This is a genomic window from Burkholderia sp. AU45274, assembly GCF_030482505.1.
Lineage (GTDB): Bacteria > Pseudomonadota > Gammaproteobacteria > Burkholderiales > Burkholderiaceae > Burkholderia.
Genome location: NZ_JAUJQE010000010.1, coordinates 227,591 through 242,610, shown reverse-complemented (window position 1 = coordinate 242,610; position 15,020 = coordinate 227,591). Strand labels below are relative to the sequence as shown.

The 15,020-nt window shown below is 67.9% G+C and carries 14 protein-coding genes; 8 read left to right on the top strand and 6 right to left on the bottom strand.

Translation table 11 applies throughout. From position 1 onward, the window contains the following. Window positions 1-32: 32 nt before the first annotated feature. Window positions 33-1,247: an MFS transporter gene (locus QZM35_RS29990; protein WP_089424622.1), complete on the top strand. Its 1,215-nt coding sequence runs from the start codon at window positions 33-35 to the stop codon at window positions 1,245-1,247. Window positions 1,248-1,284: 37 nt separating this feature from the next. On the opposite strand, the gene QZM35_RS29985 is transcribed toward QZM35_RS29990, so the two are convergent. The 3 genes from QZM35_RS29985 to QZM35_RS29975 all read right to left on the bottom strand — a co-directional run bounded on the left by QZM35_RS29985 (window position 1,285) and on the right by QZM35_RS29975 (window position 3,553). Further along, complete coding sequence (locus QZM35_RS29985; RefSeq protein ID WP_301777372.1) at window positions 1,285-1,851, bottom strand: RES family NAD+ phosphorylase; 567 nt, start codon at window positions 1,849-1,851, stop codon at window positions 1,285-1,287. A gap of 36 nt (window positions 1,852-1,887) precedes the next feature. Beyond that, window positions 1,888-2,538 (bottom strand): hypothetical protein, encoded by a 651-nt coding sequence (locus tag QZM35_RS29980; protein WP_089425856.1) that lies wholly within the window; start codon window positions 2,536-2,538, stop codon window positions 1,888-1,890. A 124-nt stretch (window positions 2,539-2,662) separates the two neighbouring features. Then, window positions 2,663-3,553, bottom strand: coding sequence for a DMT family transporter (locus QZM35_RS29975; RefSeq protein ID WP_124576601.1), 891 nt, complete (start codon window positions 3,551-3,553; stop codon window positions 2,663-2,665). 135 nt (window positions 3,554-3,688) lie between these two features. Between QZM35_RS29975 and QZM35_RS29970 the strand changes: the two genes are divergently transcribed. Then, window positions 3,689-4,624 carry a helix-turn-helix domain-containing protein gene (locus QZM35_RS29970; protein ID WP_069247267.1) on the top strand — a complete coding sequence of 312 codons (936 nt, stop codon included), beginning with the start codon at window positions 3,689-3,691 and terminating at the stop codon, window positions 4,622-4,624. A gap of 27 nt (window positions 4,625-4,651) precedes the next feature. On the opposite strand, the gene QZM35_RS29965 is transcribed toward QZM35_RS29970, so the two are convergent. Further along, complete coding sequence (locus QZM35_RS29965) at window positions 4,652-5,863, bottom strand: alanine--glyoxylate aminotransferase family protein (RefSeq protein WP_089424620.1); 1,212 nt, start codon at window positions 5,861-5,863, stop codon at window positions 4,652-4,654. 12 nt (window positions 5,864-5,875) lie between these two features. On the opposite strand from QZM35_RS29965, the gene QZM35_RS29960 reads away from it, so the two are divergent. The 6 genes from QZM35_RS29960 (at window position 5,876) to QZM35_RS29935 (ending at window position 12,233) form a co-directional block, all read left to right on the top strand. Beyond that, window positions 5,876-6,049: a hypothetical protein gene (locus QZM35_RS29960; protein ID WP_301777371.1), complete on the top strand. Its 174-nt coding sequence runs from the start codon at window positions 5,876-5,878 to the stop codon at window positions 6,047-6,049. Between the two features lie 567 nt (window positions 6,050-6,616). Next, window positions 6,617-7,600 carry a LysR family transcriptional regulator gene (locus QZM35_RS29955; RefSeq protein WP_089424619.1) on the top strand — a complete coding sequence of 328 codons (984 nt, stop codon included), beginning with the start codon at window positions 6,617-6,619 and terminating at the stop codon, window positions 7,598-7,600. Window positions 7,601-7,630: 30 nt separating this feature from the next. Further along, window positions 7,631-8,629, top strand: a complete 999-nt coding sequence (locus tag QZM35_RS29950) for a 2-hydroxyacid dehydrogenase (protein ID WP_174973373.1) — start codon at window positions 7,631-7,633, stop codon at window positions 8,627-8,629. A 180-nt stretch (window positions 8,630-8,809) separates the two neighbouring features. After that, complete coding sequence (gene bluB / locus QZM35_RS29945; protein WP_301777370.1) at window positions 8,810-9,574, top strand: 5,6-dimethylbenzimidazole synthase; 765 nt, start codon at window positions 8,810-8,812, stop codon at window positions 9,572-9,574. Between the two features lie 235 nt (window positions 9,575-9,809). Then, a complete protein-coding gene (locus QZM35_RS29940; protein ID WP_089430675.1) occupies window positions 9,810-10,979 on the top strand; it encodes an MFS transporter in 1,170 nt (389 codons plus the stop codon). A 93-nt stretch (window positions 10,980-11,072) separates the two neighbouring features. After that, complete coding sequence (locus QZM35_RS29935; RefSeq protein ID WP_089424615.1) at window positions 11,073-12,233, top strand: MFS transporter; 1,161 nt, start codon at window positions 11,073-11,075, stop codon at window positions 12,231-12,233. A gap of 151 nt (window positions 12,234-12,384) precedes the next feature. On the opposite strand, the gene fahA is transcribed toward QZM35_RS29935, so the two are convergent. Both fahA and hmgA read right to left on the bottom strand, forming a co-directional pair. Further along, window positions 12,385-13,689 (bottom strand): fumarylacetoacetase, encoded by a 1,305-nt coding sequence (fahA, locus tag QZM35_RS29930; protein ID WP_301777369.1) that lies wholly within the window; start codon window positions 13,687-13,689, stop codon window positions 12,385-12,387. Further along, window positions 13,686-15,020 (bottom strand): homogentisate 1,2-dioxygenase, encoded by a 1,335-nt coding sequence (gene hmgA, locus QZM35_RS29925; RefSeq protein ID WP_301777368.1) that lies wholly within the window; start codon window positions 15,018-15,020, stop codon window positions 13,686-13,688. The genes fahA and hmgA overlap by 4 nt, the downstream gene beginning before the upstream one ends.

Here is a 15,020-nt window from a genome sequence, read left to right as displayed (position 1 = left end):
CTCTGCCCGTTTCGTTCATTCGTTCCGACCCCATGTCAACCGATTCCGCCACACCGCCGCGCAGCGGGTTCGCGGTCACGCTGCAAATCGTGTCCGTCGTCTGCTTCACGTTCATCTGCTATCTGACTATCGGCCTGCCGCTCGCGGTGCTGCCGGGCTTCGTCCATGACGACCTCGGCTTTTCCGCGATCGTCGCGGGCGGCGCGATCAGCGTCCAGTATTTCGCGACGCTCGCGTCGCGGCCGCTGGCCGGGCGCCTGGCCGATACGCTCGGCCCGAAGCAGACGGTGTTGCGCGGGCTGGTCGGTTGCGGCGTGTCGGGCGTGCTGCTGCTCGTCGCGCTGCTGCTCGCGCACTGGCCGGTCGCGAGCCTCGTGCTGCTGGTCGCGAGCCGGCTCGTACTCGGCGTCGGCGAGAGCCTGTGCGGCACCGGCGCGATCCTGTGGGGCATCGGCCGGGTCGGCGTCACGCACAACGCGAAGGTGATCTCGTGGAACGGCATCGCGACCTACGGCGCGCTCGCGCTCGGCGCGCCGGTCGGCGTCGCGATCGCGAATACGCTGAATCCGGCGCTGATCGGCGTGCTCGTGATCGCGCTGGCCGCGATCGGCTTCTACCTCGCGCGCCTGATCGCTTCGGTGCCGCTCGTGCACGGCGAACGGATGTCGTATGCGAGCGTGTTTACGCGGGTACTGCCGCACGGCCTCGGCCTCGCGCTCGGCTCGGCCGGCTTCGGCTCGATCGCGACCTTCGTCACGCTGTATTACGCGGCGCGCCACTGGCCGAACGCCGCCCTGTCGCTGACCGTGTTCGGCACGCTGTTCATCGGCGCGCGCCTGCTGTTCGCGAACACGATCAAGACCTACGGCGGCTTCCGCGTCGCGATCGTGTCGTTTGCATTCGAATGTTCGGGCCTGCTGCTGCTGTGGCTCGCGCCGGTGCCGCACATCGCCCTCGTCGGCGCCGCGCTGACCGGCTTCGGCTTCGCGCTGATCTTCCCGGCGCTCGGGGTCGAGGCCGTCGCGCTCGTGCCGCCCGCGAGCCGCGGCGCGGCGCTGTCCGCGTACTCGGTGTTCCTCGACTTGTCGCTCGGCATCACGGGCCCGCTCGCCGGCTATGTCGCGGGCGCGTTCGGCTATCCGCAGGTGTTCCTGTTCGCGGCGGTGGCGGCTGCCGCGGGCGTCGCGCTGTCGATGGTGCTGTACCAGCGGCAGGCACGGGTCGAGGGAAGCGGCGCGGCGGCATGAGAAGCGGGAGGCGCGTTGCCGCCCGCGCCACGCGGTGTCAACGCAGAAGTACGTTGAAGTCCCGCAATACGCGGACCGCATCGGGATGACGCCTGAATGGAACGGCGCGCCCGAGCGAGAGCTTCGGTTTGGCACGATCGAACAGCACGAGCGCTTCCGACGTGTTGAGATGGCGCGACATATACAAAAACCCGTCGACGCGACGGGGATGCCGGTGGACGGCAAGCGACCACAATTGCGGAACGTCGTACGGTGCGATGGTCGACAACGCACCGTCACCACCGAGATTTTTCAGCGGCAAGCCGTGCAGGACGGCGACGGTCAGCGGCGCGCCGTCAAATGAAAGGACGTAGCGATCGAGTTCGGTCGTCACGAGCGGAATACCGCCCAGCACCAGATCGGCGACTTCGTCGTGCAGCACCGTCTCGGCGAATGCGCAATGCAGATCGAAGCCGAAATAGCTCGTGCCGTACCGCCGCCGCTTGCGCGGATCGTCGAAGCGATTGCCGCCCGATTGTCCGAAGTAAGGCTCGCCGGTCGCATATCGCGAGATACGCACCAGCGCCGTCGGCGCAACTTCGCGAGTCACCAGCGTTGCGCTCACGAAATGTTCCCCCGGCGCCGTCAGCAAACCGACCACCTAGCGCTCGGCGAACGCCGTGGCGGCACGCTCGACTTCATCCACCTTCCCGCGCGACAGCGCGACGAGCGGCGTAACGTTGCCCAGGGACGCCTTCGGCGTCGTGAAGAACTGCCATTTGCTCCATCCCGGCAAACCGCCCAGACATTGGGTCACCTTGCCCAACGTCTTGCGATCGATGTCCCCCGCCAGGTAGAAGGCCGGGTAGTACTGTGCGGCGCCGACATCGACCGTGAAGATCCGGCCGGACGCTACGGCCTTGCTGAGCGCCTGCCGCGTCATGCCGAGGCCGACCCATGTCTGCGCGGCAGGCAGCAGCTTGCCGTCGGCGACCAGCATGCGCCGTTCCGCCTGCACCTGCCGCTCCGGATCGGCGACGACGCCCGCCGCCCGCTTCTTCCCGGCGGTCGGCTTCCTGTCGCGCGTCGCGGCCGCAGCGATGCCGAACGTGATCGTACCGGCCAGATCGATGACCTGCGCGATGCCGACCTTGAACAGGTGTCCCAATTGCTCGTCAGACAGGCTGAGCAGCGCCCGCGCGCGATCCGGGCCGAGCATGGTCGCCGCGCCGACAGCGCTGCGCAGCGCTTCCTCCGTCTCGACGTCCAGAACGACGGCCGTCCCTTCCAGCGTATGAGCCCGCGCAATCATCATCACCTCCCGTCACGACCGGAATGATCAAGCGTAGCCCCGAAGCGAAACCAAGTCAACCGTGTCAACCGAATTGCCCGTTCGTCCCTTTCCTCGATCGTGCGTTCGCGCAGCCCCGTACTTCTCAGGCCGTCCGCAGAAACAACCGCCGCGTCAGGTCGAACGCGACCAGGTTGCCGGCCACCACCAGCAGCAGCCCGACCACCGCGAGCGGCGACCACTGGTAGCCCTCGAACACCGTCGACACGGCCAGCGCGACGATCGGGAACAGCACCGTGCAGTACGCGGCGCGCTCCGGCCCGATCCGGCCGACGAGGGTCAGATAGGCGGTAAAGCCGATCACCGAGCCTGGCACGGCCAGGTAGACGAGCGCGCCGAGATAACGCGGGCTCGTGTCGAGGGTGAACGGCATCCCGGCCACCACGCTGCCGACGGTCAGGATTGCCGCGCCGATCAGCATCGCCCAGCCGTTGGTCGCGAGCGGGTGCAGCCCCATCGACTGCATCCGGCTCGACAGCAGGTTGCCGATCGAGAAACACATCGTGCCGGCGAACGCGATCGCGAGCCCCATCCACGTCGCGTGGTCGTCGAGATGGCCGGCCATCTGCTGCCAGAACAGGCACGCGATGCCGGCCAGCCCGAGCAGCGCACCGGCGATCGCCGACGGCCGCAGCGGACGGCCCATGAACAGCCGGCCGTTGATCGAGTTCAGCAGCGGCGCGGTCGAGAAGATCACCGCGACGAGGCCGCTCGGCACGACCTGCTCCGCATAGTAGAAGCACAGGAAATTCAGGCAGAACAGCGCGAAGCCCTGCGCGAGAAGAAAGCGCCACGCTTCGCGCGGCGGGCGCACCGGCCGGCGCATCACGCGCAGCAACGCGAACAGCACGGCGGCCGCGAGCCAGAAGCGCCATGCGATCGACACGGGCGGCGGCACGGCGCCGAGCTGCCATTTGATCGCGATCCAGGTGGTGCCCCAGATCAGCACGGTGACGAAATAAAGCGACAGGTTCATGGCGGCAACGATCCCAAAAGCAGGTGAAACGGATCCCGACTATGCCGCCGCCCGGCGCGCGCCGATTGTCCGGAATTGCGGTCTTTTTCGGGCCGCCGCACGCGGCGCCGCGCGCCCGCTTATACTCGGCCCATCATGAGCCTCTCCCTTTCCGCGCCCCCCGTCGACCACCCCGCCGCCCTGGCTGGCGGCGATCTGCCGTTCGGCCTGCAGTCGGTCTGCCGCACGCTCGCGGACGCGAACGCGACGCTCGAGCGCTTCGCGTGGCTCGGCGACCATCTGGCGATCGCCGAATGGACGCGGATCACCGACGAAAGCGAGACGGTCTATGAGCAGCCGGGCCACCACACGCTGTCGTGCTACCTCGACGGCGGTTACCGGACCGAACGCCAGCGCGTGCCGCGCTACGGCGCGCCGAGCCTGCTGTGCGCGCTGCCGGGCGACCATGAATCGCGCTGGTGGGTGCGCGGCGAGATGCACTTCATCCACCTGTATTTCCTGCCCGAACACTTCACGCAGCGCGCGATCCGCGAACTCGACCGCGAGCCGCGCGAGCTGAAGCTCGCCGACCGCACTTACTTCGAGGATGCGCGCGTCGCCGCGCTGCTGCGCTCGCTCGCGCTGGACGGCTGGGACGATGCCGACGAACGGCTGCGCGTGAACGAGACCGCGCACGAGGTGCTGAGCCTGCTGCTGCGCGGACAGAGCACGACCCGCACCGACACGTCGTTCCGCGGCGGGCTCGCACCGGCCGTGCGCCGCCGCGTGCGCGACTACATCGACACGTACCTGACGCAACCGCTGACGCTCGGCGAACTCGCCGACGTCGCCGCGCTGTCCGAGTACCACTTCTCGCGGATGTTCCGGCTGTCGTTCGGCCGCGCGCCGCACGCGTGGGTGGCCGAACAGCGCCTCGCGCGGGCACGCGAGCTGCTGCGCACGACGGCGCTGCCGCTCGCGCAGATCGCGGCCGACTGCGGCTATGCGAACGCCGGCCACTTCAGCCATCGCTTTCGCGACGCACATGGCACGACGCCGAACACGTACCGGCGCGCGATGCAGGGCCGCTGAGCGCGGCCCCTTTCTTCGTTTCCCCGCTTACGCGCCGCGCCGCGACAGCTCCTGTTCGAGCGCCGCGACGCCGGCCGGCAGGTCGACCGGCACCTTCAGGTCGACCATCGTGCGGCCGAACGCATGCAGCGTGCGGAACAGATTGTGTTCGCGGCACTGTTCGCCCATCTGCCCGATCCGTACGATCGGCAAGCCGAACGAGCCCGAGATCTCGACCTGATACTGCTTCGAGATATGGCCGCAGACCATTCCCGGCGTGAGTCCTTCCGGCGTCTCGATCCCGACCACTGAATTGAGCCGGCAGTCCTTCGGCGCGTAGAGCTTGAGCCCCATCGACTCGACGCCCGCCTGCAGCGCGAGCGAGCAGCGCAGGTGGCGCGCGAAGCGGCTTTCGAGCGTTTCCGCGCAGACGAGCCGCAGCGCTTCATGCAGCGCGAGCACGCCGGACACGGGCGCCGTGTAGTGATAGCCCGCGTTGTGCCAGAAGTTCTCTGCAAGCGCCATGTCGAGGCACCAGTGCGCATTCGGTTCGGGGCGCTGCTTCATGCGGTCCCATGCGGCGTCGGAGAACGCGATCAGCGACACGCCCGGGATCGACGACAGCCCCTTCTGGCCGCCGGTGATCACCGCGTCGATGCCCCACGCGTCCATCTCGAGCGGCATCGTCGACAGCGTGCACACCGCGTCGACCACGACCAGCGCGCCGGCCGCCTTCGCGAGCGCCGCGATGTCGCGCAGGTCGCGGTTCCACACGGTGTTCGACGTCTCGCCCTGCACGATCGTGACGATCTCGGGCCGCTCGCGCGCGATGGCGTCCGCAATCTCGTCGAGGCTGGCGACCGCGCGGTCGGCCACTTCGAGCGTCGCGACGTCGGCGCCGACGCGCGTGGCCATCTCGGCCATCCGTGCGCTGAAGAAACCGTTGCGGATCGACAGCACGCGCGTGCCGCGCCACGCGAGGTTCGAGATCGCCATTTCCATCGCGGCCGAACCGGGGCCCGCGACGCCGAGCACCCACTTCGTGCGGGTCTGGAACACGTAGCGCGCCATCTCCTTCACCTGCTCGATGATCTTCGCCATCGTCGCGCCGAGGTGGTTGATCACGACCGTGTTCGCCTTCGCGACGGCGGCCGGGATCGGGACCGGGCCGGCCCCCATCATCAGCAGCGGTTCTTCGGGCAGGATCGCGTCGAGCGGCACGACGACGGGACAGGGAATCGGCGAGTAATCGATGGACATGGCTGGTAAAAGGTGACGAAAGGAAGTGCACGGGCGCCCGCCGCGCTGCATGGCGAACTGATCGATCATTCCGCGTTCCGCCGCCTCGCGCAAGAGGCACGCGCGGCCGGACAGGGCGACGGTGGCCCGGTCGCCGAACCGGGCCAGCCGGCCGTGCGCGGGTCGCACGCCGGTCATCCGGATTGAAAACGGATTGCCGGCCAGGGTGTGAAACGGTTCCACTCGTGCGTCAAGCGCACGATTTTCTCCGTCAATAACATCGCGCTCCGTCGACATCGCCGCTTCAGCGCGACTTCCGCATCGATTGAAATAGACCAGAACCGTGACGAAAATCATCACCCAGAATCCGATACGCAAAACTCTCGCACAACCCAAAACACCCATTATTGCGGCATGAAATGGGGCGCGCCTCCTGGCAATACCTGAAAAAAACCACACATATAGCCAACAACCCATTGAATTAAATAGACATTATTCGCACAAAAGATACCTATCCAATATCGTTCCACCTTTGAACGGCAGGCATGCCGGACAGCACTGCGTTTAACGCGTTACTCCCGATTTCGATTTTCCGCAACCCGCCGCTTTTCTCAGGTTGACGGATATCGCTCTGTATTGAACAATCGTCTGCGGAATCGAAGAAAACGATTTTTCGATACGACGAAAAACTGAGGGCCGCGCGATGCGCTTTCGAGGTCGCGCGGCGTAAAGCCACAACCATAATCAATCAACCGGGCCAGAAATACGCAAGCCATGAACCAGATTCAGACCATGCGTGTATTCGTCTGCGTCGCCGAGCAACAGAGCTTCCGGCGCGCGGCGCACCATCTCGGCGTGTCCAATGCACTCGTCACGCGTTCGATCGCGATGCTCGAGGGCCACCTGAACACCCGGCTGATCCACCGCACCACGCGGAACCTGTCGCTCACCGAGGCCGGCGTGCGCTACCTCGACGGGTGCCGGGCGCTGCTCGAGGAATTCGATCACCTCGAATCGTCCGTCGCGCATGCCGTGCGCGAACCGGCCGGCACGCTGCGCGTCGTCGCGTCGGGCCTGCTGTCGCCGCTTGCGCTGACGCCGCTCGTCAGCAGCTTCCGGCGCCGCTACCCCGAGTTGCGCGTGCAGCTGACCGTCGCCGAGGGGCCGCTCGACGTGCTCGATTCCGGGTACGACGTCGGCATCGTCACGGGCAACCGGTTCGACGGCAACCCGACGCTGGTCGGCCATGCCCTTTCACCGAACCCGTTCGTTGCGGTAGCGGCACCGGCCTATCTCGAGCGACGCGGCGAGCCGCGCCTGCCCGACGACCTGCCGGGCCACGACTGGGTCACGCTCGCACCGCACCAGCATGCGCCCGCGTGGCAACTGGTCGGCCACGACGGCGTCGCGCATTCCGTCACGGTGCGCCCGACCTGCACGGTCAACCAGCTCGCGCTCGTCCACGCGGCCGCCGTGGCCGGTGCGGGCATCGCGGTGCTGCCCGAGCCGTGCGTCGCCAGCGCGCTCGCCAGCGGTGCGCTCGTGCGGCTCATGGCCGGCTACCGGATCGACGATCCCGACACGCAGTTGTCGCTCGTCTATCCGAACCGCCAGTACGTGCCGGCCCGCACGCGCAGCTTCGTCGAGCACGCGCTCGATCACTTCAGCGCGCAGCCCGCCCGCGAACGCACCGATTACGGCTTCCTGCGGCCGTCGCGCGGGCCCGACCGCTCCGACATCGTCACGGGGCTGCAGTAAACTGCGCGCGTCAGCCTTCGGAGGTGCAGCGTGCGCGTGATCCTGTTCAGCAGCCGGCAGTACGACGACGATTCGTTTGCTGCCGCCAACCGGCGGTTCGGCTATCGGCTGCACTTCCAGCCATCGCACCTCGACGCGGAAACCGCGATCCTCGCGCATGGCTATGACGTCGTCTGCCCGTTCGTCAACGACACCGTCGACGCGGCCGTCCTCGAACGGCTGGCGGACGGCGGCACGCGCCTGATCGCGCTGCGCTCGGCGGGCTTCAACCACGTCGACCTGGCCGCCGCCGAGCGGCTCGGCATCACGGTCGTGCGCGTGCCCGCCTATTCACCGCACGCGGTTGCCGAGCACGCGGTCGCGCTGATCCTCGCCCTCAACCGCCGCCTGCCGCGCGCCGTCGCGCGCACCCGCGAGGGCGACTTCTCGCTGAACGGCCTGCTCGGCTTCGACCTGCACGGCAAGACCGTCGGCGTGATCGGCACCGGCATCATCGGCAGCGTGTTCGCGAAGATCATGATGGGCTTCGGAATGCACGTGCTCGCGCACTCGGTGCCGCCGTACAACGACGAGCTGATCGCGTTCGGCGCGCGCTATGTCGCGCTCGACGAATTGCTGCACCACGCCGACATCGTCAGCCTGCACTGCCCGCTGCTGCCGGCGACGCACCATCTGATCAACGAACGGACGCTCGCGCGGATGAAGCACGGCGCGATGCTGATCAACACCGGGCGCGGCGGCCTCGTCGACGCGCAGGCGCTGGTCGACGCGCTCAAGAGCGGCCAGCTCGGCCATCTCGGGCTCGACGTGTACGAAGAGGAAAGCGGGCTCTTCTTCGAGGATCACTCCGACCTGCCGCTGCAGGACGACGTGCTCGCGCGGCTGCTGACGTTCCCGAACGTGATCGTCACGTCGCACCAGGCATTCTTCACGCGCGAGGCGCTCGCCGAGATCGCGCACACCACGCTGTTGAACATCGAGGCGTGGCATGCCGGCACGCCGCAGAACGTCGTAACCGCGAATCGCTGAGAAATCGACGAAACCGGCTCATTTCATGGCTGCAAGCGATACCGCAATCGTTTGCTTTTGATCGCCGCTGAAAACACGACCTTTTGCATCAACAATTTCGCGCTTTGTTTCAAATGATGTAACGCGGCGCGTGTACCGTCTGCTATCGTTGCGCCGACGTTATCCCGCCCCCACCCGTCCATGCGTTTCGACGATTCCGACCTCGCCGCCGTCTACCGCGCCATTTTCGAACGGCGCGACATGCGCCACTTCACGCCGGCGCCCGTCGATCCCGCCGTGCTCGCGCGCCTGCTGCGCGCGGCGCATCACGCACCGAGCGTCGGCTTCATGCAGCCGTGGCGCTTCATCCGCATTACCGATCCGGCGCTGCGCACCGCGATCCACGCGCTGGTCGAGGCCGAGCGCCGTGCGACCGCCGACGCGCTCGGCGAGCGCCAGGACGAATTCATGCGGCTGAAGGTCGAAGGCGTGCGCGAATGCGGCGAACTGCTGGTCGTCGCGCTCGCCGACGGCCGCGAGCGCCACGTGTTCGGGCGTCGCACGCTGCCGGAGATGGATCTCGCGTCCGCGGCGTGCGCGATCCAGAACATGTGGCTCGCGGCCCGCGCCGAAGGGCTCGGGATGGGCTGGGTATCGCTGTTCGACGTCGATGCGCTGCGCGCGCTGCTGCGGATGCCCGACGGCGCGAAGCCGATCGCGGTGCTGTGTGTCGGGCACGTCGACGCGTTCTATGCGAAGCCGATGCTCGAGCAGGAACGTTGGGCCGCGCGGATGCCGATCGAAGCGTGCCTGTTCGAAAACGGCTGGGACGATCCGGCCGCGATCAATAGCGCCGGCTCGCCTTCGTCCCCCGCCGACGCGGCGGACGCGGCCACGGAAACCGGGGCCGGCTCGGCAAGCGCTTCGACCACGAGCGTTGGCGGGACCCCCGAACGCATCGCCTGACGAGCCCCCCGCCGTCATCGTTCCGGCCACCGCAATTTCACCGCCGCAAAGGCTGCCGAATCCCACACTGTGAGCGCCACGCGGGCAATCCCGTCGCACGCCGGCAACAACCGTTTTGGCCCCAAGCATAGGGGTTTTCACTGAAGTAGAATCGCGGCTGTCGTTCGCCTTACCGCCCGCCCGTCCCGCGCATCCTGCGCCCGCCCGAGCGGCGGCTTTTCCCGAGCCCACCGCGATGCTCTTACCTCTTTTCGCCCTCGCCGTCGCCGCATTTGGAATCGGTACCACCGAGTTCGTGATCATGGGGCTGCTGCCCAATGTCGCGCGCGATCTTGGCGTGTCGATCCCGGCCGCCGGCATGCTCGTGTCGGGCTATGCGCTCGGCGTGACGATCGGTGCGCCGATCCTCGCGATCGTCACCGCGAAGATGCCGCGCAAGCGCGCGCTGATGGGCCTCATCGGCCTGTTCATCGCGGGCAACCTGTTCTGCGCGATCGCCCCGGGCTATGCGGTGCTGATGGCCGCGCGCGTCGTCACGGCGTTCTGCCACGGCGCGTTCTTCGGGATCGGCTCGGTGGTCGCGAGCAACCTCGTCGCGCCGAACCGTCGCGCGCAGGCGATCGCACTGATGTTCACCGGCTTGACCCTCGCGAACGTGCTCGGCGTGCCGCTCGGCACCGCGCTCGGCCAGGCATACGGCTGGCGCGCGACGTTCTGGGCCGTCACCGGCATCGGCATCGCCGCGGCCGCCGCGCTCGCCGTCTGCCTGCCCAAGAATCTCGCGATGCCCGACACCAGCATCACGCGCGAATTCAGCGTGCTGAAACATCCGCAGGTGCTGATGGTGCTCGGCATCAGCGTGCTCGCCTCGGCCAGCCTGTTCAGCGTGTTCACGTACATCACGCCGATCCTCGAGGATGTGACGGGCTTCTCGCCGCGCCAGGTCACCTACGTGCTGCTGCTGTTCGGCCTCGGGCTGACGGTCGGCGGCACGCTCGGCGGCAAGCTCGCCGACTGGCGCCGGATGCCGTCGCTGATCGCAACGCTCGCGCTGATCGGCGTGGTCCTCGCGCTGTTCGCGGGCACGATGCACCTGCCGTTCGCCGCGCTCGCGACGATCTTCGTGTGGGGCATCCTCGCGTTCGCGATCGTGCCGCCGCTGCAGATCCTGATCGTCGACCGCGCCAGCGACGCGCCGAACCTCGCGTCGACGCTGAACCAGGGTGCGTTCAACCTCGGCAACGCGACGGGCGCTTGGCTCGGCGGGATGGCGATCGGCTCCGGCGTGTCGCTCGTGAACCTGCCGTGGGTCGGTGTCGCGATGGCCGTCGCGGCGCTCGCGCTCACGCTGTGGTCGGCGTCGCTCGAACGTCGACCGGTGGCCGTGCCGACCGAGTACGTGTGACGCAAACCTGTTGAAATCGTTGCGAGCACAACTCCACTCAAAGCTGATGGCCTTCATGGACCTTTCAAGGTCCGCGGTGTAGCATCCCCGCCGATGAAAGCCATTCTTAATCGCGATTTCCTCGCACTCATTCTGAGCGTCGCGGTCGTCGGTCTCGGCACCGGCGCCACGCTGCCGCTCACCGCACTCGCGCTGACCGAAGCCGGACACGGCACCAACGTCGTCGGCATGCTGACGGCCGCGCAGGCCCTCGGCGGCCTCGCGATCGTCCCGTTCGTCACCGCGCTCGCGCGGCACATCGGCTCGCGCCGCGCGATCGTCGTGTCGGTCGTGCTGCTCGCGGCGGCCACCGCGCTGATGCAGTTCACGTCGAACCTGATCCTGTGGGGCGCGCTGCGCGTGCTGTGCGGTGCCGCGCTGATGCTGCTGTTCACGATCGGCGAGGCGTGGGTCAACCAGCTCGCCGACGATTCGACGCGCGGCCGCGTCGTCGCGATCTACGCGACCAATTTCACGCTGTTCCAGATGGCGGGCCCCGTGCTCGTGAGCCAGATCGCCGGGGCGACGAGCATCCGCTTCGCGCTGTGCGGCGCGCTGTTCCTGCTCGCGCTGCCGACGCTTGCGACGATCCGGCGCGCGCCGCTCGCCGGCGACGACGCGCATCACGAAGCGCACGGCCGCTGGCTCGACATCCTGCCGCGCATGCCCGCGCTGATCATCGGCACCGGCTTCTTCGCGCTGTTCGATACGCTCGCGCTGTCGCTGCTGCCGCTCTACGCGATGGATCACGGCGTCGCGAGCGCCACCGCCGTGCTGCTCGCGTCGATCATGCTGTTCGGCGATACCGCGATGCAGTTCCCGATCGGCTGGCTCGCGGACAAGCTCGGCCGCGAACGCGTGCACCTCGGCGCAGGCTGGATCGTGCTCGCCGGCCTGCCGCTGCTGCCGTTCGTGATCGCCAATCCGTGGCTGTGCTGGCCGCTCCTGTTCGTGCTCGGCGCGGCGGCCGGCAGCATCTACACGCTGTCGCTCGTCGCGTGCGGTGAACGCTTTCGCGGCGCGGCGCTCGTCACCGCGAGCTCGCTCGTGTCGGCGTCGTGGAGCGCCGCGAGCTTCGGCGGCCCGCTGGTCGCCGGCGCGTTGATGGAACAACTGGGCAGCCACGCGCTGGTCGGCGTGCTGGTCGTCTGTGTCGCGGCGTTCGTCGCGGCCGCGCTGTGGGAGCGCCGCGTCGCGCCGCAGCGCGCGGTCTGACACCGGGGCGCGAGCACTCCGCTGCGCGCCGCCCAAACGACGACGGCACGAACACGCGCCGCCCGTCCACCGATACGCCGATCACACTGCAAAAACGACGACGGCCCGCGCAATGCGGGCCGTCATGCTCACGTGTGCGCCACGTTGCGCGTTACGCCTTCAACGCCGGCAGGATCTTGCCGACGCACGCGCCGAAGCCGACCCGATAACCGTCGCCCTGGCACCATCCGGCGAGCGTGAGCTCGTCGCCGTCCTCGATGAACGCGCGGCTGCCGCCACCGTTCAGCGCAACCGGCTCCTTGCCGTTCCACGTCAGTTCGAGCAGGCTGCCGAACGAATCCTTCGTCGGCCCGCTGATCGTGCCCGAACCCATCAGATCGCCCACGCGCGTGTTGCAGCCCGCGACCGTGTGATGCGCGAGCTGCTGCGCCATCGTCCAGTACATGTGCTTGAAGTTCGTGCGGCTGATCGACGTGGCTTCGGCCGCCCCTTCCTCACGTAGCGTCACTTCCAGCGCGATGTCGAACGCATGCTTGCCCGCGTGCTGCAGATACGCGAGCGGCTGCGGCGACTGCTCCGGCTGCGCGACGCGGAACGGTTCGAGCGCGTCGAGCGTGACGATCCACGGCGAGATCGTCGTCGCGAAGCCCTTCGAATTGAACGGCCCGAGCGGCACGTATTCCCACTGCTGGATGTCGCGCGCGCTCCAGTCGTTCAGCAGCACCATCCCGAAGATATGCGCTTCCGCGTCCTCGCACGCGATCGGCTCGCCAAGCGCGTTGCCCTTCCCGACGATGAAACCCGTCTCCAGTTCGATGTCGAGCTTGCGGCAGGCACCGAACACCGGGCGCTCCTGGTCGGGCAGCTTCAGTTGCCCGTTCGGGCGCCGCACCGGCGTGCCGCTCACGACCACCGACGACGCGCGGCCGTTGTAGCCGATCGGCATCTCCGACCAGTTCGGCAGCAGCGCATTCTTCGGATCACGGAACATCGAGCCGACGTTGGTCGCGTGCTCCTTCGACGAATAGAAATCGGTGTAGCCGGGAATCTCGACCGGCAGATGCAGCGTCGCGTCGCGTTGCGCGACGAGCACCTGTGCGCGCAGCGCCGTATCGTCACGCAGCCGTGCGTTGTCGCGCGAGAACAGGTCGGACAGCTGCACGCGCACGCTGCGCCATGCGTCGCGGCCGAGCGCGATGAATGCATTGAGCGTCGGCGCGGCGAACACGTCGGCGCCGGCCGGCAGCGTCACGAGGCCCGCACGCGCGAGCGCAGCGAGATCGATGATCTGGTCACCGAGCGCCACGCCCGCACGGCGCGACGCTTGCTTCGCATCGCTGAAGATCCCGAACGGCAGGTTCTGGATCGGGAAATCGCAGGCGGGATCGTTCGCCGTCTCGACCCAGCTCTTGCGGGCCGGGTCGAGCGTCGCGCGCCAGTCTTGGGTATCGCTCATTTTTGCTCCGGGTTGAAATGTTTCTTGATGCCTTGCCAGCATTCGAAGTAGTCGGCCTGCAGCTGCGCGGTGTCGAGCGCGTAGCGCGTCGGCCGGATCAGCGTGCGGGTTTCGAACATGAACGCCATCGTCGCGTCGACCTTGTGCGGCTTCGTCGTGTCGCTCGCGGACGCCTTCTCGAACGTGTCCGCGTCGGGCCCGTGGCCCGACATGCAGTTGTGCAGGCTCGCGCCGCCCGGCACGAAGCCTTCGGCCTTCGCGTCGTACGCGCCGTGCACGAGCCCCATGAATTCGCTCGCGACGTTGCGGTGGAACCAGGGCGGGCGGAACGTATCCTCGGCCGCGAGCCAGCGCGGCGGGAAGATCACGAAGTCGATCGTGTCGACGCCCGGCGTGTCGCTCTGCGACTGCAGCACCAGGAAGATCGACGGATCGGGATGGTCGTAGCTGATCGAGCCGATCGTATTGAACAGGCGCAGGTCGTATTTGTACGGCGCGTAGTTGCCGTGCCACGCGACGACGTCGAGCGGCGAATGGCCGATGTCCGCGCGCCACAGGCGGCCGTTCAGCTTCGCGATCAGTTCGAACGCGCCTTCGCGGTCTTCGTACGCGGCTTGCGGCGTCAGGAAGTCGCGCGGATTCGCGAGACCGTTCGAGCCGATCGGGCCGAGGTCCGGCAGGCGCAGTTGCGCGCCGAAGTTCTCGCAGATGTAGCCGCGCGCGTCGCCGTCCGGCAGCGTGACGGCAAAACGCACGCCGCGCGGGATCACCGCGATCTCGAACGGCTCGATGTCGACCCGGCCGAATTCGGTCGCGATGAACAGCCGCCCGTGCTGCGGCACGATCAGCAGTTCGCCGTCCGCGCTGTAGAAGAAGCGGTCCTGCATCGAGCGGTTCGCCGCGTACAGGTGGATCGCGCAGCCGTTCATCGCAGCGGCCGAGCCGTTGCCGGCCATCGTCACGAGCCCGTCGACGAAGTCGGTCGGCGCGACCGGCATCGGCAGCGGATCCCAGCGCAGCTGGTTCGGCGGTGTCGGCGGCACGTCGGCCGAATCAGCGAATTCCGACACGAGCCGCTGCGGGCCCGCATACGGCTCGAACGGCCGGTGCACGGCCGCCGGGCGGATACGGTACAGCCACGAGCGGCGGTTGTGGCCGCGCGGCGCGGTGAACGCCGTGCCCGACAGCTGCTCCGCGTACAGCCCGTACGGCGCGCGCTGCGGCGAGTTGCGGCCGTGCGGCAGCGCGCCGGGCAGTGCCTCGGTCGCGAATTCGTTCGCGAAACCGCTCTGGTAGCCGGCGGTTGCCGGTTTCGACAGGTCAAGCGTCAT

What these genes read in the sequence shown, in the direction of transcription:
- QZM35_RS29990 (WP_089424622.1), top strand. Translation starts at nt 33, where the DNA reads ATGTCAACCGATTCCGCCACACCGCCGCGCAGCGGGTTCGCGGTCACG.
- QZM35_RS29980 (WP_089425856.1), bottom strand. Translation starts at nt 2,538, where the DNA reads ATGATTGCGCGGGCTCATACGCTGGAAGGGACGGCCGTCGTTCTGGAC.
- QZM35_RS29975 (WP_124576601.1), bottom strand. Translation starts at nt 3,553, where the DNA reads ATGAACCTGTCGCTTTATTTCGTCACCGTGCTGATCTGGGGCACCACC.
- QZM35_RS29970 (WP_069247267.1), top strand. Translation starts at nt 3,689, where the DNA reads ATGAGCCTCTCCCTTTCCGCGCCCCCCGTCGACCACCCCGCCGCCCTG.
- QZM35_RS29965 (WP_089424620.1), bottom strand. Translation starts at nt 5,863, where the DNA reads ATGTCCATCGATTACTCGCCGATTCCCTGTCCCGTCGTCGTGCCGCTC.
- QZM35_RS29955 (WP_089424619.1), top strand. Translation starts at nt 6,617, where the DNA reads ATGAACCAGATTCAGACCATGCGTGTATTCGTCTGCGTCGCCGAGCAA.
- bluB (WP_301777370.1), top strand. Translation starts at nt 8,810, where the DNA reads ATGCGTTTCGACGATTCCGACCTCGCCGCCGTCTACCGCGCCATTTTC.
- QZM35_RS29940 (WP_089430675.1), top strand. Translation starts at nt 9,810, where the DNA reads ATGCTCTTACCTCTTTTCGCCCTCGCCGTCGCCGCATTTGGAATCGGT.
- QZM35_RS29935 (WP_089424615.1), top strand. Translation starts at nt 11,073, where the DNA reads ATGAAAGCCATTCTTAATCGCGATTTCCTCGCACTCATTCTGAGCGTC.
- fahA (WP_301777369.1), bottom strand. Translation starts at nt 13,689, where the DNA reads ATGAGCGATACCCAAGACTGGCGCGCGACGCTCGACCCGGCCCGCAAG.
- hmgA (WP_301777368.1), bottom strand. Translation starts at nt 15,020, where the DNA reads ATGACGCTTGACCTGTCGAAACCGGCAACCGCCGGCTACCAGAGCGGT.